Raw genomic sequence first — 21,369 nt, forward strand, 5'->3', positions numbered from 1 at the left:
CCTAGCGAAGCGCCCCATTTTTGACCAGGCCTGCTTTCAGGTGCCACAATTTCCACTGCAACAGAAAAGCGGCCAGAATCAATCCGAAGACAATCCCCAGCCAAAAGCCGCCCACACCTTGCGCAGGCATCCACCAATCGGTAAACGCCATAATATAACCGCCTCCCATGCCCAGAACCCAGTAACTGATAAAAGTGACCACCATGGTGGTGCGGGTGTGGTGCAAACCTCTCAGTATGCCAGCCGACGTCACCTGCACCGCATCAAACACCTGATAGGCGGCGGCCAGCAACAACAGCCACACAGCAATGGCAATCACCGCCGGGTCGGAGGTATAAAACTCGGCGATGAGGTCGCGCGCGCTGAACGTGATCAGGGCCACCACCGCGCTGAACGCAACGGCCACCGCCAGCCCGGTGCGCACGCTGAGACGCATCGCGGTCAGGCTGCCCTGACCGTAAGCCGTGCCCACCCGCACTGTGACCGCCAACGACAGACTCAAGGGAATCATAAAGGCCATGGAGGTGTAACTCATCACCACCTGGTTGGCAGCAATCACTTCGGTGCCCAGTTTGGCAATGAATACGGCAATCAGACTGAACAGAGTCACTTCAAACAGCAGCGCCAGCATATTGGGCACGCCCAATGACAGGATGTCGGCCAGGCCCTGACGCCATCGCATGCGAAACCACGTTCCTTTCGGCCACACTGTCAGAGACCGGGTCTGGGGATAACGGCGCACAAACCAGATCCCGGCCCCGAGCATGGCCCACATGACCATCGCCGAGGCAATGCCGCACCCGGCGGCACCAAAAGCCGGCACCGGGCCCCAGCCGTATATAAACAAGGCATTGAGTGGCACATTGACCAACAAGGCCAACACACTGATCACCATCGTCGGCCAGGTCAAAGACAGGCCTTCCCAGAAAAAACGCAAGGCCAGATACAGGGCCAGACCGGGAATGCCCAGCCCGACAAAAGCCAGGTAATCTTCGGTCAATTGATACACATTCGGCGAAAGCGAAAGCTGATCCAACACCCATTGCGGGAACATCAGCACCGCCAGTGCCAACAGCCCCAGCGGCACGGAAAGCCACAATCCCTGCTGAAGATAGCGCGCAATCGCTTCGGAGTCTTTCTGGCCGAAACGCCTGGACACGAGAGGCGTCAAGGCCAGCAAAATCCCCATAGGCACCATCAGCACCGGAAACATCAGGCTCGACCCCAGACCGATGGCGGCCAGATCGTCGGTGCCGACATGGCCAGACATAACGGTATCGATCACACCCAAACCGGTGATGGCCAGCTGCGCCACCAGAATGGGCAAGGCCAGTTTGAGCAGCACACGCGCCTCCAGCCAATAGCCGGAGAGAGTCAGCTTGGGCGTTTCAGATACCACGTATGATCAGTCTTTGTTGTCGCTACGGGATTTGTCCGGGTGAGAAGCGGTTTGGTCCGCGTCTGAATCGGTGTCTGCCTCCGTTTTCTGCCAGGCCTGGTCCAATTCGGGGGGCATTTCTTCGGACAGCTGTTCAGACCCATCCGGCAGCTGTTCAATCGCCTGCGGCCACAAGAAAATCAGCGACAGCTTCAATACCCAATAAATCATGGCATAGATCACCACCGCAAAAATCAATACCACCGGCAGCCCCAGCAGCAGATCCACAAACAACGCCTGTCCGGTCAGAACGGTCTGCCAGAAGGCCTTTTGAATGAAGGCAAAATGCAACCAATAGCCGACCCCGGACAAACTGGCGATCAATACCCAAATGTGCCAGGGAGGCAGGATGCGACTGTTACGAAACAAACAAAACATGGTTTCCCTAAAGGCGCGATGCCGGTTCGGTCAAACGTTGAAAAAACAGCCACTGCAAGGCCACGATGGTGCTGGCCACATTGAACCGTCCGGCTCTGAGGCGATTCTCCGCCTCATCAAACGACAATGGGACCAGACGGATGTCTTCGTGTTCTTCCTCGGCACCGGCAAAAGCCGGTAAATCAGACACACAGATTTCGGCCGCATACAGGTGCAAAATCTCATCACTGCCACCCGGACTGGGGTAAAACTGACAGACGTATTCAAAATCCTGCACGGCGATCCCCGCTTCCTCCTGAGTCTCACGCGCACAGGCCTGCTGCGCCGACTCATCGGGGTCGATCATCCCGGCCACCGGCTCCAGCAACCAGGCCTGGTTGTTTTGATAACGGGCATGCATCAACGCCCCGGCCCGGCACTGCTCGACCAACACCACCTGACGGGCCTGACAGTCATAAAGCAGTACCAACACGGCCTGACCACGACCGAACAACTCCCGTTCCAGCAGCGGCGACCAGCCGCCCTGAAACAACTGGTGTTGAAAACGTACCCGATCAATGCGAAAAAAGCCTTCAAACGCCGGTTCGACCGAGTCGATCCGAAGGCGATAATCAAACGCCGGTTGAGGTGTGTCCGTCATCGTCACTCCTGTTGTGCCAAACATGCGCTTTTTCGGCCTGATCGGCCTCCAGTCGGGGCACCCTGGGGGTGACCCCACATAACAATTCGTAACCAATGGTGCCACAGTAATCGGCCACCTCGTCCACGTCCAGCCCCTGCCCCCATAAAATCACCGGATCGCCCACCGACACCTGAGAAGACAGATCGGTCACATCCACCGTGATCAGATCCATGGACACCCGCCCCACCAGAGGCACCTTGCGCCCCTGAATCAGTACCGGCGTGCCTGAAGGCGCGTGACGCGGATAGCCATCGCCATAACCAATCGACACCACCGCCAGCAGCGTCGGCCGTTGTGCCCGCCATCTCTGACCGTAGCCGACGGCTTCGCCCGGCGCAATCCAGCGCAGCCGCGTGACCGCCGCCATCAGGGTCATGGCCGGGACCAGATCGGTGCCGGACCGGGCACTGGCCCCATAAAGCATGATCCCCGGGCGCACCCAATCATAATGGGTTTGCGGGTAACTCTGCACACCGGCCGAATTAGCCAGACTGCGCTGACCGGACATGGATTCTGTCAGACCTTCAAAAACGGCGCACTGCTGTTCGGTGACCGCCTGACCATCGGCCTCATCGGCACAGGCCAGATGCGACATCCAGTGCCAGTCAATCTCGGCCGGCAACCGCTGCAATGACGCCACCACATGCGAGGCTTCATCTGGCTCGAATCCCAGTCGATGCATGCCGGTGTCGAACTTGAGCCAGACCGTCAATTCAGGCCGCGCCTGATCGGCATCCATGTGATGGTTCAACCAGTGTTCCAGCCACAAAAGCTGATCGTGGCTGTGGACCACGCACTGCAATCGGTGCTGCCAGACCAGGGCCCATTCCCGCAGCGAAAAGACGCCTTCCAGCACCACCAAAGGTTGGTGAAACCCGGCCTCCCGCAAGCGCAAAGCCTCGTCCAGGCAGGCCACGCCCAAACCGTCCGCCTCGCTCAGAAAGCGGGCCGCCCGCGCCAGACCATGACCGTAGCCGTCGGCTTTGACCACCGCCCAGATTCTGGCGTTGCCCACCTTTTCTTTTACCCGTTTCAGATTCCGGGCAAAGGCCGCCGGGTGGATCACGGCGCAGACGGGACGGAACATGGCCGGAGACACGGTCTCAGTAATACTCATCCGCCTGATCGCCCATATCAATGAAATTCTCAAATCGGGTGTAATGCCCCAGAAACGTCAGCGGAATATTGGCCAGGGCCCCGTTACGGTGCTTACCGAGAATGATTTCGGCTTTGCCCTTATCGGCCGAATCCGGGTTGTACACCTCATCACGGTAAATAAAAATGATCAAATCCGCGTCCTGCTCAATCGCCCCGGATTCGCGCAAATCGGCCATTTTGGGACGCTTATCGGGCCGTTGTTCCAGATTACGGCTCAATTGCGACAAGGCCACCACCGGCACACTGATTTCCTTGGCAATGGCCTTGAGGCCCCGTGAAATCTCGGAAATTTCGTTGACCCGGTTATCGGTCTGGATCGAACCGCGCATCAATTGCAGGTAATCGACCACAATCATGCCCAGACCGGTCACAAATTCGTGCGGCTCACGGGAACCGTCCAATACCTGAGGGTGCTTCTCGGCCTCTTTCAACTGCTGGTCGCGCACATCCTTGTCCATGCGACGCGCACGGGCCCGCAAGTCATTGATCATCAGCGCCGGGGTGTCATCAATGAAAATTTTGGACTGCGAAATCTGATTCATGGCCAAAGTAATTTTGCCCCAGTCTTCTTCTTCCAGCGCGTTGCCTTTACGAATTTTTTCGGCATCGACCCGCCCCACCGAGCTGAACATCCGCATCACCAGTTGCTCGCCCGGCATTTCCATACTGAACACAGCCACCGGCGCTTTTTCCTTGATCGCAATATTTTCCGCCATATTCATACAGAAAGAGGTTTTCCCCATGGACGGCCGCCCAGCCACAATCACCAGATCGCCCTTCTGCAAGCCGGAAGTGACTTCGTCAAACTCATTCCAGCTGGTGGCAAGCCCGGTGATGCCGTCGCTTTCCATGCGTTGCTGCAAAGTCATCAGCGCATCATTGAGCAGGTGGTTGATGGTGTGGTAATCCCGCTGATTGCCAGTGCCCTGTTCGGCGATTTTCAGAATTCGGCTCTCGGCCGCATCCAAAATGGCGGTGACCTCTTTGCCCTGCGGGAAATAACTCTGTTCGCTGATCTCATTGGTCGCCTGAATCAGCGCGCGCAGTATTGCCTTGTCGCGCACGACCTGGGCATAAAAAGCAATGTTGGCCGCACCGGGCGTGTTGTCCACCAGCTCCATCAGGTACGTTTTTCCGCCAACGGATTCCAGTTGACCGGACGCATCCAGCTGGGCAATGACTGTGATCAGGTCAAACGGCTTTTCGGCCTGACTCAAAGCCAGAAGGCTTTCAAACAAAGTCTGATGCTGTTGGGTGTAAAAATCGGACGGCGCAAGGATGCCACTGACATCGGTCAGTTTGTCATTGTCCAATAACAGGCCACCGATCACCGATTGTTCGGCATCAATGGAATGGGGAGGGGTTTTGAATTCGGGCGACTGACTCATAATCGGTCATTATAACCAGTCCATCAAGCGCTTGCTTGATCAAAAAGCGATCGGACACAAAAAAGCGAGGCTGGGCCTCGCTCAATCGAACGTGCGTTTGGCGACCGAATTATTCGGCGGCTTTCACATCCACGGTAATCGACGCGGTCACATCGGAATGCAAATCCACATCGAACTCAAAGGTGCCGACAAAACGCACCGGGCCTTCCGGCATACGGATCTGTTTTCTTTCCACCTCAAAACCGGCTTTGTTCAACGCATCGGCGATGTCTGCCGTGCCCACAGAACCAAACAGCTTGCCTTCGTCACCGGCAACCATTTCGATGGTCACGACCGTGCCATTCATTTCTTCGTAACTCTTCTGAGCCGCTGCCAAAACTTCTGCAGCCTGTTTTTCCAATTCCGCGCGACGTGCTTCAAACTCGGCAAGGTTTTCCTTGGTTGCCGGTTTGGCTTTGCCCTGCGGAATCAAACAGTTGCGGGCATACCCGGCCTTCACCGAGACTTGATCGCCCAGCGTGCCCAGGTTTTGTATTTTTTCCAATAAAATCACATTCATGGCTAAAAACCTCTAATCTAAAAGTTACCAGGCCTAGTCAGGCCTGCGTCCAACGGTTGCGGATATCCATCCAGGTATCCACCAGTCCAACCGTGGCCAAAATCAATATCACTTGAGGAAACAGCATTAACATTATGTACAGACCGATCAACCAACCCTTGCTCATCTCTTTGAGATAGATGGCATGATGAATCACAGACAAGCCCTGAAACATCAGCCCGATCATCAGGACCGCCGCCAGATCCTGCAGAATCAGCGATTGGGTAAACAAGCTGCCAACCGCGGCCACAGCCGCTAAAATCGCCAGCGAGAGCGGCAAGCGGATCTGGTAAAAGTCCTCCCGAAACTTGCCGGGAAAATAGAGCGCACTCTGCCACCACCTGGCCAACAGAATCATCACCACCCATAGCATGACCAGAAACATCGCCAGCAGCATGGTCGCCACCTGCGAAATCTGCTCAATGGTGGCACGAGGCAAGTCGGCTCCCGCCTGGGTCATCAATGGGGCGAGATAATTTTCCATGACCGCTTGCCACCAGGTCACGGTGTCTCCTACTATCAGATGAAACGCCAGGACCGATCCGGCCGCCAGCATCACCGCCAGGTGAATCGGCGTGGCCAGCTTCTGGGTCTGGCGCAAAGCCCAGGCCAGCAACCAAACCGGCAGCATGTACTCCATCACCGCCACCAGGCCTGGCCATAACTGCCCCATCGTCAACTGATGCAGGGCCAGTGTGGCCAGGACGGCAATCGCCAGAACTTTCAGGCCGTCCGTTTCGCTGACACGCAATGTCACCAGCGCAATGACGGCCCCCAACAGCAGGCCAAGCGGTGCCAGCCAGACGGTCAAAACGGCCAGAATCAGCGTGGCAATCCACGCCTGCATCGGGCCTCGCATGACATAATTGGCTAGACTGAGCATGGGCGTCCTTTAATCGGGCTGTCTGTTAATGCCGAATCTCACTCACTTATGCTGATCAGAATAAGGCAGCAACGCCAAGTAACGCGCTCGTTTGATCGCACGCGACAGCTGACGCTGATACTTTGCACTGGTCCCGGTGATACGACTTGGCACAATCTTACCGGTTTCGGTAACGTAACTTCTCAGCGTATCCAGGTCCTTGTAGTCGATTTCTTTCACACCTTCAACGGTGAAACGACAAAATTTCTTTCTTCCGAATCCTCTGGCCATTACTTGCCTCCTCGACGCTTGTCATCTCTTTCGCTCATCATCGGCGACGGTTCAGTCACTGCTTCCTTGCGCTTGAGCGTCATGTTGCGCAGCACCGCATCGTTGTAGTAGAAAAGGTTTTCCAATTCGGCCAAAGTGTCGGCATCACACTCGATGTTCATCAGAATGTAATGGGCTTTGTGAACCTTGTTGATCAAATAGGCCATCTGACGACGACCCCAGTCTTCCAGACGGTGGATCGCGCCTTGATTTTCTTCGATCAGAGCGCGATAACGCTCGACCATGGCAGGCACCTGTTCGCTTTGATCAGGGTGTACCATAAATACGACTTCGTAATGACGCATTCGTGTTCTCCTTATGGATAAAAAAAGCCTCCTCAAACGAGATTGAGTGAAGCAAGGAAATTCAGCTGAGCTGAGCGCCCGACACAAAATCGGCCACCAGTCAACGGCTGAAAGCGGGGATTATAGCGTTTTTGCGAAAAAGTGCAAGCAGGCGTCGTTCGGTACACGCCCCCCACCGGCACGGAAACGCTTTACTGACGGGGTTTCAGCGTTTTGTAGTTGTCTTTGCGCCGAACCTCGGCTTTTGACAGCATCGCCGACAGACGGGCCTGAACTTCGGCAGTGGCGGAAAGGTTGGTCAAAGCCGTGGTCAGCTGCTCCCGCGTCTTGTCGACCTCCGGCATCTCGCCCGTGCGCACGCCCAGCACTTCGATCACAACCGAATCACCCGTCGGCAACGCATAGGTGCTGTAACTGGCTTGATCGGACGTCGGTTTGGGCGCTTTGAAAATGGCTTCAACCAAAGGCGGCAGCATTTGCGGGTAATCACGTCCCATCCAGCCCACCGGATGGTACTCCACCACATCCGACTCCAGATCCGCGGTCACGGCTTCGCCTTCACGCAATGAAGCCAGCAATTCGGCCGCTTTGTCTTCTGAGGCCTGGCGGGCCTTTTCGGCAATCAATTGCTGACGGATGCCGGTCTTGACCTCTTCCAGTGGTTTCTGTGCTTCGGGAATCACATCATCAACCCGCAGCACCACCGCTTCGGATTCGCTCAACTGAATCGATTCACTGTTAAGCCCTTCGTTTTTGACTTCGTCCGAAAACGCGGTATTGATCACTTTCGAATGGCCCAGCACGTCGCCTTCCGCCCCGTCTCGGGAAACCGGTTCCGTGGTCACAATCTCAAGATTCAGTGCATCGGCGGCGGGGGCCAGCGTATCCGGCTGCTCATACGCCAGCGTGTTAAGGGTTTCGAGCTGTTCGTAATAACGCTGCTCGGCCTGCATATCACGATAGGTTTTTTCCACTTCGTCGCGAATGCGGTCAAAAGCAGGCGTCTCGCTGGGGGCAATGTCGGTCACCTTGATCAGGTGGTAGCCGAATTCGGTTTTGACCGGTTCGGAAAGCGCGCCTTTGTCCAGAGAAAAGACCGCCTGATCAAATTCAGGCACCATCAAACCCTGCTGAAAACGCCCCAGATCGCCGCCGGCATCGGCCGACCCGGGGTCTTCAGAATGTTCTTTGGCCAGTTCGGCAAAATCGGCCCCTTCCTGAAGCTGCTGCTGCAACGTCTGGATTTCCTCCAGGGCGGCGTCTTGTGAACGCTCTTCATTGACCTGAATCAGAATATGACTGGCCTGGCGCTCTTCCGGCTGGGTAAACAGATCCTGATTGTTCTGGTAGTAGGTTTCGAGTGCCTGAGCTTCCACCTCCAGACTTTCCGCGATCTGGTCCTGACTGAGACGCACATAGGAAATGCTCACCTGCTCCGGCTGGACAAAGGCTTCACGGTTGGACTGATAATAATCCTGAATTTCCTGATCGGTCACCTTGACCTGTTCCATCAAGGGGCGATGATCCACGCGCAGGTAGTTCACATCCCGTTCCTGTGCCTGCAGCGTCATCAAGGCCTCAACCTGGGCATCCGAAATCAATGCCGAACTCATCGTCAACTGGCGATTTTGGGTTTCAATCAGATGCTGACGCTGCTGTTGTTCAAAGCGGGCCACGTTCAAGCCATTGCGCATCAGAATGTTCTGGTACGTCTGCTGATCAAACTGCCCGTCTTTCTGAAACACTTCGGCCGACTGAATGGTTGCCGACAATTGCTGATCGGAAACAATCATATTGTGATCCTGTGCCCACTGACGCACCACCACCGACTCGATCAGGGCATCCATCACCTGTTCGCGCAATTCGTCATCGTCCACAACCTGATCGTACATGTCACCGAACTGGTTTTTCAGACGGGCTTTCTGCTGCTGATACAGGGTCAGAAACTCACGCGCGCTCACGTCCTCGCCATTGACTTCGGCCACAGTGACAATCTTGTCGCCTTTGGCATACTGATCAATGCCGAACAGGGCAAAGGTTAAAATAATCAAACCAACAATGACCCAGGCGATCCAACCCTGAGCATGATCCCGAATGCTTTGCAACATATTCAATACCGACCTTAAACCATGACAAGGACGGCCCGCGACCGCCCTGAAAATTTTTCAATTATTTTGAGAATGTTCCTCAAACAGCGTATTGTATCGTAATCTTTTTTTATTTTGGAAAACCCATGGCCCTACCCAAAATTCTTTACATCGATGACGCCCCTTCCATGCGAAAACTGATCCAGCTTGTCATGGAAAAAACCTGTGACCTCACCCTGGCCGAAAACGGTCAGGAAGGTCTGGATGCACTGGATCAGGCTCGATTTGATCTGATCATCAGCGACATCAATATGCCGGTCATGGACGGCCTGACCTTTCTGGAAAACGCCCGAAGCCGAAAAGACACCCAGTTCACCCCGATTCTGATGATGACCACCGAAACCAGTGCGGACATGAAAGCCAAAGGCCGCGCTCTGGGCGCTACCGGCTGGCTGGTCAAACCCTTTGATCCACAGACACTGCCTCAACTGATCCAAAAACTTCTGTAGGTCACACTGGCCGCTCAGGCCGGCCCGGCATCGTCCAACATGAAAGCCTTTCAGGCAAACGGATCGTCCAGAACCAGGGTTTCATTGCGATCCGGCCCCGTCGACAGAATCGCAACCGGCTTGCCAACCTGCTTTTCCAGAAACCGTATATAGGCCTGAGCCGCCTCAGGCAACTTTTCCCAGGCATCCGCGCCCACCGTGCTGGTCTGCCAGCCGGGCAAGGTTTGATAAACCGGCTGCATCTGTTCGTAATCGTCGGCACTGCACGGCGGCATATCAAAGCGCTTGCCGTCTTTTTCATAGGCCACACAGACCTGAATCTCCGGCAATGTATCGAGCACGTCCAGTTTGGTCAGACAGATGCCGGTCATCCCATTCACCTGAGAGGCACGACGCAACGCGACCGCATCGAACCAGCCACAACGACGCTGACGTCCGGTGGTCGCACCGAACTCATGCCCGCGGGTGCCCAGTACTTTGCCGGTTTCGTCGCCCTGATCGTTGGCCACATCATACACCAGTTCGGTCGGAAAAGGCCCACCGCCGACACGGGTGGCATAGGCCTTGGTGATCCCCAGAACATAATCCAGTTCACAGGGGCCGATCCCGCTGCCTGATGCCGCGCCGCCCGCCGTGGTATTGGACGAGGTCACATACGGGTAGGTGCCGTGATCGATATCGAGCAATGTGCCTTGCGCGCCTTCGAACATCAGACTGTGACCGGCTTCATTATGGGCCTGGATCTGCTGAGGGATATCGGCCAGCATCGGCACGATCAATTCGGCATACGCTTTGCAGCGTTCAAAAAGCGGCTCAAATTCAACCGGTGCCACCTTGTAATAGTCCGTCAGCATGAAGTTATGGTATTCCAGCGTCTGACGCAGAACTTCGGCAAAACGGTCCAGGTTGCGCAAATCGCCAGCACGCAAGCCACGACGCGCTACCTTGTCTTCATAAGCCGGACCGATCCCACGCCCGGTGGTGCCGATGGCTTTTTTGCCGCGCGCGATTTCACGCGCCTGATCGATCGCGATGTGATAATCCAGGATCAAAGGACAGGCTTCGCTGATTTTCAGTCGGCTTTTCACCTCCAGACCGGTGGCTTCAAGCTGATCCACCTCTTTCTGCAAGGCATCCGGAGACACCACCACGCCATTGCCGATCAGACAATCGACCGATTCCCGCAGGATCCCGGAAGGAATCAAATGCAGAACCGTCTTCTGACCGTCAATCACCAGCGTATGCCCGGCATTGTGTCCGCCCTGAAAGCGCACCACAGCTGCGACGCGATCGGTCAGCAAATCCACGATTTTGCCTTTGCCTTCATCACCCCACTGGGTACCCACCACAACAATGTTCTTTTTTGCCATCTTTGTCTCTTTGTTGGTTTTTTGGTTCGATTGCCTGGTTTGTCCCGACCAGGCCAAGCAGCCGATTGACGTTAGTCCGACAGGCTGCTGGTCATGTTTGTTTCAGGCGCTGCGTTGCCACTTGCCCGCTTCGCACACCAGCTGTTCGGCCTCCGCCGGCAAGTCACTGGCCTCGTAAAAACGCTTGACCACAACACCATCGGCACGCAACTCGTCCACGGCCTGAGTCAAGGCCGGATCGGAAGCCAGCGGCGCATACACCACCGGACGGGTCAGGGAAGTCGGTTCTGGCAGCCAGTCCAGTGCGCTGCGCAAATCCAGACTGAATCCCGTTGCGGGTTTGCAGGCACCAAACACCGAACCGATGTCGTCATAGCGCCCGCCCCGTGCAATCGGAATCAATTTCTGTCGGGCCAGATAGGCCGTAAAAATCAAGCCGGTATGGTATTGATAGCCACGCAGATCGGACAGATCCATGTGCAATTGGACACCCGGCACGGCCTCAAAGTGGGTCACCACGGCGGCCAGACGCTCAAAATGCGACGTCAGCGAAGGACAGAAACCGGCCAGCTCATCGGCCTGTGTCAGCACATCCGCGGCCTCACCCATCAGTGACGGCAACTGTTCGAACGCCCGTTGCCAGGAACCAGACAACCCCAGGCTTGACACAAATGCCTCGTATTCCGGCAAGGCTTTGCGCAACAGTATCTCGACCATTTCGTTCTTCTGATCGCTGTCCAGCCCGGCTTCGGCCATCAGCGTATCCACCACCGACACATGGCCAAGACTCAACGTGACCGACTGATCGGTCAGGGAGCGCAAGGCATTGAGCATCAACTCGATCACTTCGATGTCGCTGGCCACACCGGCATGGCCGAACAGCTCGGCACCCACTTCAATCGGACTACGCGACCCCTTGGCTTTGTTATTGCGGGTTTTGAGCACTTCGCCCACATAGCACAGCCGCGACACTGACGCGTCTTTCAGTCGGTTGGTCGCAATCCGCGCGACCTGTGGTGTCATGTCCGCACGGACCCCCATCATCTTTCCGCTTTCCTGATCGGTAAACCGGCAGGTGTCCACCGCCAAATGTTCGCCCTTGCCGGTGAGCAGAGAGTCGGTAAATTCGGCAATCGGTGGCAACACCAGGTCGTACCCGCTCATCTCGAAAAGATCCAGCAGTTGACGACGGTAATGTTCCAGCTTTCTGGCGGAATCGGGCAATAAATCTTCGATGCCTTCCGGCGTGAACCAAGTAGCTTGTTTTGACACGGCTGTTGTTTCCTGTTTCATTCTGAGACCCTCAAAAAAAGGTCCCTTCAAGTTTTACCAGGCCTGGTGATTCAGGCAAAAAACCAAAGCAGCAGCAGACCGATGCTCAGGCTGGCAAGTCCCATCAAGCGCAACTTGCCATTATCCAGAGTGACCAGTTCCGCCATGGTTCGTCGCCAGACACTGGGGGCCACAAACGGCAAAAGGCCTTCCAGGATCAGCACCAGCGCCAGAGCACTGAGCAACAACGACACATCCATGAACCTTTACTCCCGCTGAAAACCGGCCCGATACGCTGGGACACTGACAAAAAAAAGGTGGCCGAAACCACCTGTTGAACTGCCTGAAGATTATTCAGGCTGCTTGAAGAACTTAAAGAAGTCCGACTGCGGATCCACAATCATCACATCTGACTTGTCTTTAAACGACTTCCGATAAGCGTCCAGACTGTGATAGAAAGAATAGAATTCCGCGTCTTCCTGATAGGCCTTGGCATAAATCTCAGTCGTCTGAGCATCGCCCTTACCGCGAAGAATTTCGGCTTCACGGAAGGCATCGGCCAGAATCACGGTTCTCTGACGATCGGCATCCGCCCGGATTCGCTCAGCCGCTTCCGCCCCTTGCGAACGCAAATCCTTGGCGACCCGGTTCCGTTCGGCTTCCATCCGTCGGAACACCGACTCACTCACATCCTGTGGCAGGTCAACACGCTTGATCCGCACATCGGCAATCGCGATCCCGAATTCACTGACCGAGTTGGCGGTCTGTTCGGTGATGTCGCGCACGATCACTTTACGGTCCTGGGAAATCACTTCCTGCACCGTGCGCTCACTGAACTGCGAACGCAAGCCGTCTTTGATGATCTGGGCCAAACGCATATTCGCCAGATTGAAGTCCCCGTTCATCGAGGTATAAAACTTTTCAGCGTCTTCCACACGCCATTTGACAAACGAATCCACCAGCAGGTTTTTCTTCTCGCTGGTCAGATAACGTTCGGGATTGGCGTCCAGTGTCTGCAAACGCGCATCAAACTTGCGCACATTGTTCACAAAAGGGGTCTTGAAATGCAAACCGGGTTCAATGTCCGCCTTGATGATCTCACCAAAACGGAACATCAGGGCCGTTTGCCCCTCCTGAACCGTATACAGGGCGTTGGCCCCGACAAACAGCACCGCGGCCACAAAAATGGATAGTATCGATTTCATCTTAACGAAGCTCCCTGGTTCTTAGGATGTCGCGAATATTGCTTCGCTGGGACGAGTTGTTGCGCGACTGATCCTGATTGCCGCCGTTGGAACGTCCTGAGTCACTTTGGTTCCGACTCTGATCGCCACCCTGAGGTGAACGGAAAGGCACGCTGGCCTGATTGCCCATCATTTTATCCAGAGGCAGGTAAAGCAGATTGGTACCGCTTTCGGCTCCGACAAACACTTTGGAAGTCTGGCCCAATACATCGGCAATCGCGTCTATGTACAAACGCTGACGGGTGACTACCGGTGCTTTCTGGTATTCGGTCTGCACACTGGCAAAACGGCTGGCCTTACCTGTGGCCTCAGCAATCACTCTGTCATAGTAAGCGCGTGATTCTTCCAGCAGACGAGCGGCCTGGCCTCGTGCTTCCGGCAAAATGCCATTGGCGTAGGTTTCGGCTTCGTTGATCAGTCGCTCGCGATCCTCTCGGGCCTTGACCACATCCGAGAAAGCGTCCTGAACCTGCTCAGGCGGCTGTGCATCCTGCAAGTTCAATGAGGTGATCATCAAACCGGCCTGATAATCATCCAGCTTCTCCTGCGCCAGTGTCTGCACGCGTGAAACGACTTCATTTCGACCTTCTGTCAACACAAAATCCATATTGTTGCGCCCGACCACTTCACGCAAGGCGCTTTCGACCATGTCTTTCAGTGAGCTGTCGGGATCAGAAACCATGTAAAGGTATTTCTGCGCATCGGCCACACGGTATTGCACCGCAATCCGAATATCGACAATGTTTTCGTCTTTGGTGAGCATCAGCGCTTCGCTGGGAACCGTGCCATTTCGATTGGCCGCATCCGAGCGATAACCGATTTCCACCGTGCGGATGCGATCCACATTGACAACCGTGACCGTTTCAATCGGCCAGGGAAGATGCCAGTGCAGCCCCGGCATGGTCTGTTCCTTGTAGGCGCCAAACTGCTTGACGACCCCGCGCTGTGGCGAGTCGACCGTGTAAAGCCCGCTGAGAAGCCAGATCACGGCCACAACCAGTACGCCCAAAACAATCATTTTGGGGCTGAACTGACCACCGCCGCCGGAATTGAAGGATTCAAGCACCTGCTTGATCTTTTCGACTGGGTCGGAATCGTTATCTGGGCGATTCGGCCCATTGGGCCGATTGCCGTTGCCGGATCCATTGGGATTCCCCCACGGATCCTGACCAGGTTTTCCCGGCTCATTCCACGCCATGCTCTTCTCCAGTATTTGAAATCAGTGAATCATTTTAAATTTTATCGGGGCAAATGTCATCCACATTTCGCCCTTTCCCGCCTGACGATCAAACTCATTGCGGCCGTTCATAGGATTATGCTGCGAACTCATTCTCCTGAGGCATCGTTTTCCTGGGAACTCACGACCTGATAATCGAGAATTTCCGGCCAGCTTTGAATCTGCTGGGCCTCCTGATCGGTCACATGCATGCGAAAACAGCTGTTGCCAGCCTTGTCGAAGGACTCGTCCAGAATGGTTCCCAATTGATACAACTCACTGCGACGTTTGCCGGCTCCCACATCCAGGGTCAGCGCCACCGTTCGGTAACGACCGTGAAAATGAGCACCAATGGCATCGCTAAGCAATGACAGGCCGGTTTCACAGGCGGCCGACAACCAGATTTCGCTGGGCAGACCGTCTTCATCGTATCGCACTTTGGGTTGATTTCCGGGAGGCGCCAATCGGTCGATCTTATTGAACACCGTCAGCTGAGGCACCTCGGAGGCACCCACTTCTTCAATCACTTCCGCGACGTCAGCCATTTTCTCAGCCCGGTGCGGATCGGCCACATCCACCAGATGAATCAGCAAATCGGCCTCGCTGGTTTCTTCCAGCGTGGAACGAAAGGCGGCCACCAGGTCGTGCGGAATGTGACGAATAAAGCCCACCGTGTCGGCAAAAATCACCGGCCCGGCCCCTGGTAGATGCACTTTGCGCAGCGTCGAATCCAGGGTCGCAAACAGGCGATCCTCGGCATAGACGTGTGCCTGGGTCAACCAGTTGAACAGTGTGGACTTGCCCGCATTGGTATAACCCACAATCGCCACCGTGGGCAAATCCGATTTTTTCCGCGACTTGCGCCCCATCTGACGCTGTTTGCGCACCTTCTCGATCCGGGCTTCCAACTGCTTAATTTTACCCTGAACCAGACGACGATCGGTTTCCAGCTGGGTTTCCCCCGGGCCGCGCGCGCCGATGCCGCCTTGGCGATCCAGGTGGGTCCAGCCTTTGACCAGACGGGTCGCCATGCGCTTGAGTTGCGCCAGTTCGACCTGAAGCTTGCCTTCGTGCGAGCGGGCACGCTGGGCAAAAATGTCCAGAATCAACCCCACTCGATCCAATACCTGAATATTCAGACTGTCGCTGAGATTGCGTTCCTGAGCCGGACTGAGTGCATGATTGACAATCACCACATCGGCGTCGGTGGCTGCCACCGCCGCCTTGACTTCGTCAACCTTGCCTTTGCCGATAAAGTGTTTCGGATCGGGTTTGTCACGTTTGGTGGTGATCAGCGTCTGAATGTCCGCCCCGGCCGAATCCACCAACTCATAAAACTCGTCCAGCTCCTCCCGATCGGCGTCGTGATAAAAATCCACATGCACCAGTACCGCACGTTCCAGCTGCTGACGTTCGAGTTTTCCGAATAATTCCATGAATCAGCGATGACACCTGTAAAAAGAAGCAAGTAAGAAGCAGAACACGGTCAATCCGTGTCGAGAAGGCAACGCCAGACCGTCGGCCTGACGTGGTAATGACAAGTTGAACAGAACGATCAGGCCTCTTCGGAAGACGACGTATCCTGCTCATAGGCTTTGGGTTCGCGAGAGGGCACGATGGTGGAGATCGCGTGCTTGTAGACCATCTGGGTCACATTGCTGCGCAACAGCACCACAAATTGATCAAACGAATCCACACGCCCCTGCAGCTTCACGCCATTGACCAGATAAATCGCAATATTGATGCGCTCTTTACGCAAGGCGTTCAGATACGGGTCTTGAATCGGCAAAGCTTTGGCTGGCTTCTTATTATCCATGTTACTTTCCTGTTAGATTGTTTTTATGTCAGATTGCCCGGTCACGGTTGGTCACAAACGGTTGGTTACAACGCGTCGCGGACAATAATCTGAAGATGATACCACAGTCACTTTCCCGGAAAAAATGAAAGATGAGCCGATGACCCAATCGCCGGAGGATGCGGGTGGTCACGAGTTCACGACACTATGACAGACAGCGCTTCTCCAACCAGCTTATTGTCCGGGAAACCTGACTGGGCAAAGCCTGTTCAAACGGGTCCAGTTTCAGCATGTCTTCTTCTTTGCGTAACCAGGTCAGCTGACGTTTGGCCAGTTGCCGGGTCGCGGTTTTGGCATTGGCCACAAAGGTGTCGTAATCGATCTCGCCATGACAGTAGGACCAGGCCTGGCGATAGCCCACACTGCGAATCGAAGGCAGATCGGCATGCAAGCCCGGTTGGGCAAACAGCGCTTGCGCCTCTCTGACAAACCCGGCGTCAAGCATCTGTTCAAAGCGCTGCTCAATCACCGTGTGCAAACGCTTGCGGTCACCCGGAATCAAACCGACCTTGATCAACTGCCATTGTTCGCTGGCGTGATTTTGGGCGGTCTGCTGATGCACGCTCAGCGGTGTGCCAGTCAGCTCATACACTTCCAGCGCCCGTACCAGCCGCTGCGCATCATTGGCATGAATGCGGGCTGCCACCACCGGGTCTACCACCATCAGCCGAGCGTGCAGAGCATGAGGGTCTTTCTGCCAGGCCTGGTAAAGCCGTTCCCGCAACGCCGGGTCCGCCTGAGGCAGATCGGCCAGCCCGTTTTGCATGGCATGAAAATACATCATGGTGCCGCCGACCAGAACCGGCAAACGGCCATTGGCCCAGATATGCTCCACCGCCTGAGACACATCCTCCAAAAACTCCGAGACCGAATAAGGCTGTGCCGGTGGCAGGATGTCAATCAGATGATGCGCGACCTGAGTGCGCTCGGACTGAGTGGGCTTGGCGGTGCCAATGTCCATGCCCTGATAAATCAGCGCCGAGTCCACACTGACCAGCTCCACTGGCAACTGTTCGGCCACTGCCATCGACAGGGCGCTTTTGCCGGAAGCCGTAGGGCCCATGATCGCCAGCACACAACGTTTGGCCAGCAGCTGATCCAACCTGTCTGAGTGCCTGGGACCGCCCAACAAATCGCCGACCATCACTGACCTCTCATAAACAGACGGTCGAGTTCGCCCATGCTCAACTGCACCCAGGTCGGGCGCCCGTGATTGCATTGGGCCGAGCGTTCGGTCTGTTCCATATCCCGAAGCAACGCATTCATTTCTTCCAGCGTCAAATGGCGGTTGGCACGCACCGATCCATGGCAGGCCATGGTGCTTAGCATGTGATTGACCAGGGTTTCGGACACGTCCGTCTGCCCCTGTTCGGCAAAATCGGCCAGCATATCCACAAACAACTGGGCCACATCGGTCTGCGCCAGCAGACTGGGCACTTCGGTCAGCTTCACCTGTTCAGGACCAAACGCTTCGGCATAAAATCCGAACCGGGCAAACTCCGCCTGAAACTGCTCCCAGACACGCACATCGGAGGCCTCCAACCGCACCACCACCGGCACCAGCAAGGGCTGGGTCACCAGCCTTGCCTCAGCCCACTGCCGCTTCAGCCTTTCATAAACAATGCGCTCGTGAGCGGCATGCATGTCGACCAGCACCATGCCCTGCTCGTTTTCAGCCAGAATGAAAACCCCATGAATCTGTGCCTTGGCAAAGCCCAGATAGGGATGATCGGCTGTGGAATCCACCTGCTCCGACCGGCCGATGTGATCTTCAGGCCGAGGCAACTGATCGGGCGATGGCGCAATCTGATAGTGGGCCAGCGATTCATGAACCCCTGACGGAAAACCGGGCTGAGTAGACGACGAAAACGAAGACGGCTGCTGAAAAGCCATGGACGCCTGATGCCCCTGCTGGCCTGTCTCAGCCGTTTGAAATCCGGGCGCGGAAGCGCTGCCTGACGTGGTTCCCGACCTCTCTCGCTGCAACGATTCGGAGCGGTCACTCTGGGATGCCGATCCCACCAGCGGTTGCGACACCGCGTCACGCACGGTTCGGCGCAGAAAATCATACACCCGACGCCCGTCGGCAAAGCGCACTTCGTACTTGGCCGGATGCACGTTCACATCCACGCTTTCCGGCGGAATCTGCAGAAACAGCACATAGGCCGGATGGCGTCCGTGATACATCACATCCGCATAGGCCTGTTTGACCGCATAAGACAACAGGCGGTCACGCACAATGCGGCCATTGACAAACAGATACTGCATGTCCGCCTGCGCACGATGAAAGCTGGGCTGGGCCACCCAACCGGTCAGACGCGATTCCTGTGCCGAAAAATCCAGCTTCAAGGCATTGTCCACAAACGGCGCGCCCATCAGATGGCTCAAGCGCTGGCGCTCGCTGTCTTCATCGGTGACTGGCGTGACCTGACGTACGGTTTTCTGATTGTGGACCAGCTTGACAGCCACATCCGGTCGGGAGAGCATGATCCGGCGGACCAGCTGTTCGATCTGACTGAACTCCGTGCGTTCCTGACGCAGGAACTTTTTTCGGGCCGGGGTATTGTAAAACAGATCGCGGACTTCCACCCGCGTGCCCACCGGATGCGCCACCGGCTCAGGCGGCGTCCACTGGCCGTCGCTTTGCACCTGAATTTTCCAGGCCGCCGTCTGCGAGGGCGTGCGACTGGTGAGCGAACAGCGGGAGACGGAGCTGATACTGGCCAGGGCTTCGCCACGAAAGCCCAGTGTGGCCACGCCAACCAAGTCCTGAGGGGTGTGAATTTTACTGGTGGCATGGCGACTGACCGCCAGCGACAATTGCTCTTTGGGAATGCCGGAACCGTTGTCCGTGACCTGAATGGCTTTGTGACCGCCCGCCTCGATCGCCACGCTGACCTGTGTGGCCCCTGAATCGAGGGCGTTTTCGAGCAGCTCTTTGACCACCGAGGCCGGGCGCTCCACCACCTCTCCGGCCGCAATCTGGTCGGCCAGATGCGACGGCAGCACGGCGATGTCAGCCGCGGACAAACGAGCAGCCTTTTCGGCCTTTTGGGCGTCTGGTTCGTTCAAGTTCAAGAGTGGTGTGCGCAAGAATCAGTCATGGGGGCGATTATACGACGCCCCCAAACAGGTTTCAAAGAGATTGGTTTAAAGTGACGCCAGAACGGTGTCGGAAACCGGAATTTTCAACCGTTTGCCCACATACAGACGGTCGGCTTTTTGAATGTGGTTGATTTTTTTGAGCTGATGCGTCGTCAACTGATAGTTGGCCGCGATCTGAGACAGGGTATCGCCCGGGCGCACCCGATACTGCACATAAAGCTGTTCGCCCCAGCGCGGCTGATCCCCATGCTGGGAAACAAATCGTTGCAACCCTCTGACCAGTGCGTCGCCCATCTGGTTGTGGAACCAGGGCGATTGCAGGTTTTTCAAATCCTTGGCATTGGAAATAAACGCCGTTTCCAGCAAAATCGAAGGCATGTCAATGGATTTCAGCACAGCAAAATCGGCTGTCTGCACCTGACGTTTGTGCATGTGGACACGCACCCCCAGCTCACTCAACAAGGCATTGGCCAGCTTGCGACTGGCCCGGATGTTGGCCGCCCGGCTCAGACCCGTCAGCACATAGGCCCGATCCGCCCGGGTTTTCAGGCGCACATCCTGCAGGGTGTTGCCGCCATGGGTTTTGAGCAGAGACGACACTCTGGCACCTGCACCACGCGCCGCCAGAATGTAGGCCGAGCCCCCGCGCACCCGCTCGTCCCCAAACGCATCGGCATGCAGGGAAATAAAAATGTCCGCGTCCTGCTTCTGCGCCAGCCGCACCCGTTCCTTGAGCGGCAAAAAACGATCGCTGGTTCGGGTCAGCACCGCGCGCATGCCCGGGGCCGCATCAATGCGCTTTTTGATGCGCTTGGCCATCGAAAGAATCACATGTTTTTCGTAAACCCCATTGCGGGCAATGGCACCGGTATCAAAACCGCCATGCCCAGGGTCCAGCGCCACCACCAGTTCACGGGGCGACTCAGAGACCTCCTTGAGCAGCTTGCGGGTGGCTTGCGGCTCAGGCTCGGGCTGAGTTGACGCCGCGTTTTCCAGTTTTGATCGGGAAGCCGTACGAGTCTGCGCCGGTTTTGCTTTTGGCGTGTCTGCTTTTTTGGCGGCAGGCTTTTTAGTGGCCGTCAACTGTTTGGGCGCATCCTGACGGTTCATGGCCACAACCGGGTATTTCAGATCCACCACCACACGCTCGTCCATTCCTTTTCGGGCGGCCAGCGTGAAATACTCATAAAACAACGCGTCTTTCAGGTCCAGCACCACGCGGGTACGATTGGTCTGGTTTTTGACCCGGATTCGCTGGAGCCGCTTGTCATCCAGATTGCGCCGCTCAAATCCCAGACCGTTGTCGGCCCCGTAAAAATCCAACACAATCCGGGCCGGATTGTCCAGCGTCCAGACTTTGAACGTCTGATTCTGTTTGATCTCAAAAACCACCCGGGTATGATCGGGGCCCTGTCCGAAACGCACCTTGGTCAGCGTGGTGTCGGCCATGACCTGAGAAGACAGAGACAGCAGCCCCACCAACGCCATCAACACCACCAGCCATCGTTTCAGTCGACCGCTGCTGCGATTCGGGCGCGCCGAACCAGCGTGTAAAAACAGATTGTTTTGCAT

21 protein-coding genes are annotated in these 21,369 nt (G+C 56.0%); 1 reads left to right on the top strand and 20 read right to left on the bottom strand.

All coding sequences use genetic code 11. The features are described from left to right. Nucleotide 1: 1 nt before the first annotated feature. From A377_RS0111150 to A377_RS0111195, 10 genes are all read right to left on the bottom strand, one after another. On the bottom strand, nucleotides 2–1,399 hold the full coding sequence (locus A377_RS0111150) for an MATE family efflux transporter (protein ID WP_019896453.1): 1,398 nt from the start codon (nucleotides 1,397–1,399) through the stop codon (nucleotides 2–4). A gap of 6 nt (nucleotides 1,400–1,405) precedes the next feature. Further along, nucleotides 1,406–1,816, bottom strand: coding sequence for a hypothetical protein (locus tag A377_RS0111155; RefSeq protein ID WP_019896455.1), 411 nt, complete (start codon nucleotides 1,814–1,816; stop codon nucleotides 1,406–1,408). Nucleotides 1,817–1,823: 7 nt separating this feature from the next. Then, the gene (locus A377_RS0111160) at nucleotides 1,824–2,456 is read right to left on the bottom strand and encodes an NUDIX domain-containing protein (protein ID WP_019896456.1); all 633 of its coding nucleotides are present in this window, start codon (nucleotides 2,454–2,456) and stop codon (nucleotides 1,824–1,826) included. After that, the gene (gene alr / locus A377_RS0111165; protein ID WP_245546831.1) at nucleotides 2,428–3,615 is read right to left on the bottom strand and encodes an alanine racemase; all 1,188 of its coding nucleotides are present in this window, start codon (nucleotides 3,613–3,615) and stop codon (nucleotides 2,428–2,430) included. The genes A377_RS0111160 and alr overlap by 29 nt, the downstream gene beginning before the upstream one ends. Continuing rightward, nucleotides 3,602–5,044, bottom strand: coding sequence for a replicative DNA helicase (gene dnaB, locus A377_RS0111170; protein ID WP_019896458.1), 1,443 nt, complete (start codon nucleotides 5,042–5,044; stop codon nucleotides 3,602–3,604). The genes alr and dnaB overlap by 14 nt, the downstream gene beginning before the upstream one ends. A 109-nt stretch (nucleotides 5,045–5,153) precedes the next feature. Continuing rightward, nucleotides 5,154–5,603, bottom strand: coding sequence for a 50S ribosomal protein L9 (gene rplI / locus A377_RS0111175; protein ID WP_019896459.1), 450 nt, complete (start codon nucleotides 5,601–5,603; stop codon nucleotides 5,154–5,156). A gap of 37 nt (nucleotides 5,604–5,640) precedes the next feature. Further along, the gene (locus A377_RS0111180; protein ID WP_019896460.1) at nucleotides 5,641–6,525 is read right to left on the bottom strand and encodes a DUF2232 domain-containing protein; all 885 of its coding nucleotides are present in this window, start codon (nucleotides 6,523–6,525) and stop codon (nucleotides 5,641–5,643) included. Nucleotides 6,526–6,567: 42 nt separating this feature from the next. Continuing rightward, nucleotides 6,568–6,795, bottom strand: a complete 228-nt coding sequence (gene rpsR / locus A377_RS0111185; RefSeq protein ID WP_019896461.1) for a 30S ribosomal protein S18 — start codon at nucleotides 6,793–6,795, stop codon at nucleotides 6,568–6,570. Further along, a complete protein-coding gene (gene rpsF, locus A377_RS0111190) occupies nucleotides 6,795–7,139 on the bottom strand; it encodes a 30S ribosomal protein S6 (RefSeq protein ID WP_019896462.1) in 345 nt (114 codons plus the stop codon). The genes rpsR and rpsF overlap by 1 nt, the downstream gene beginning before the upstream one ends. A gap of 191 nt (nucleotides 7,140–7,330) precedes the next feature. Then, nucleotides 7,331–9,247, bottom strand: a complete 1,917-nt coding sequence (locus A377_RS0111195) for a SurA N-terminal domain-containing protein (protein WP_019896463.1) — start codon at nucleotides 9,245–9,247, stop codon at nucleotides 7,331–7,333. A 125-nt stretch (nucleotides 9,248–9,372) separates the two neighbouring features. Between A377_RS0111195 and A377_RS0111200 the strand changes: the two genes are divergently transcribed. Beyond that, nucleotides 9,373–9,735 carry a response regulator gene (locus A377_RS0111200; RefSeq protein WP_019896465.1) on the top strand — a complete coding sequence of 121 codons (363 nt, stop codon included), beginning with the start codon at nucleotides 9,373–9,375 and terminating at the stop codon, nucleotides 9,733–9,735. Between the two features lie 50 nt (nucleotides 9,736–9,785). On the opposite strand, the gene A377_RS0111205 is transcribed toward A377_RS0111200, so the two are convergent. The 10 genes from A377_RS0111205 to A377_RS0111255 form a co-directional block, all read right to left on the bottom strand. Beyond that, nucleotides 9,786–11,105 carry an adenylosuccinate synthase gene (locus A377_RS0111205; RefSeq protein WP_019896466.1) on the bottom strand — a complete coding sequence of 440 codons (1,320 nt, stop codon included), beginning with the start codon at nucleotides 11,103–11,105 and terminating at the stop codon, nucleotides 9,786–9,788. 102 nt (nucleotides 11,106–11,207) lie between these two features. Continuing rightward, nucleotides 11,208–12,398 (bottom strand): ATP phosphoribosyltransferase regulatory subunit, encoded by a 1,191-nt coding sequence (locus A377_RS0111210; protein WP_019896467.1) that lies wholly within the window; start codon nucleotides 12,396–12,398, stop codon nucleotides 11,208–11,210. 50 nt (nucleotides 12,399–12,448) lie between these two features. Next, entirely contained in the window at nucleotides 12,449–12,637 is a 189-nt protein-coding gene (locus A377_RS0111215; protein WP_019896468.1) for a DUF2065 domain-containing protein, read from the bottom strand. A 90-nt stretch (nucleotides 12,638–12,727) separates the two neighbouring features. Next, complete coding sequence (hflC, locus tag A377_RS0111220) at nucleotides 12,728–13,582, bottom strand: protease modulator HflC (RefSeq protein ID WP_019896469.1); 855 nt, start codon at nucleotides 13,580–13,582, stop codon at nucleotides 12,728–12,730. A gap of 1 nt (nucleotide 13,583) precedes the next feature. After that, complete coding sequence (gene hflK / locus A377_RS0111225) at nucleotides 13,584–14,819, bottom strand: FtsH protease activity modulator HflK (RefSeq protein ID WP_019896471.1); 1,236 nt, start codon at nucleotides 14,817–14,819, stop codon at nucleotides 13,584–13,586. 128 nt (nucleotides 14,820–14,947) lie between these two features. Beyond that, nucleotides 14,948–16,273: a ribosome rescue GTPase HflX gene (gene hflX, locus A377_RS0111235; RefSeq protein WP_019896473.1), complete on the bottom strand. Its 1,326-nt coding sequence runs from the start codon at nucleotides 16,271–16,273 to the stop codon at nucleotides 14,948–14,950. Nucleotides 16,274–16,392: 119 nt separating this feature from the next. Continuing rightward, nucleotides 16,393–16,653: an RNA chaperone Hfq gene (gene hfq, locus A377_RS0111240; protein ID WP_019896474.1), complete on the bottom strand. Its 261-nt coding sequence runs from the start codon at nucleotides 16,651–16,653 to the stop codon at nucleotides 16,393–16,395. A gap of 184 nt (nucleotides 16,654–16,837) precedes the next feature. Next, a complete protein-coding gene (gene miaA / locus A377_RS0111245) occupies nucleotides 16,838–17,794 on the bottom strand; it encodes a tRNA (adenosine(37)-N6)-dimethylallyltransferase MiaA (protein WP_028485493.1) in 957 nt (318 codons plus the stop codon). 41 nt (nucleotides 17,795–17,835) lie between these two features. Then, nucleotides 17,836–19,722, bottom strand: a complete 1,887-nt coding sequence (mutL, locus tag A377_RS0111250; RefSeq protein WP_019896476.1) for a DNA mismatch repair endonuclease MutL — start codon at nucleotides 19,720–19,722, stop codon at nucleotides 17,836–17,838. Between the two features lie 120 nt (nucleotides 19,723–19,842). Continuing rightward, nucleotides 19,843–21,369 carry an N-acetylmuramoyl-L-alanine amidase gene (locus A377_RS0111255; protein ID WP_019896477.1) on the bottom strand — a complete coding sequence of 509 codons (1,527 nt, stop codon included), beginning with the start codon at nucleotides 21,367–21,369 and terminating at the stop codon, nucleotides 19,843–19,845.

This window comes from Hydrogenovibrio halophilus DSM 15072 (assembly GCF_000384235.1).
In the GTDB taxonomy this organism is placed as follows: Bacteria; Pseudomonadota; Gammaproteobacteria; order Thiomicrospirales; family Thiomicrospiraceae; genus Hydrogenovibrio; species Hydrogenovibrio halophilus.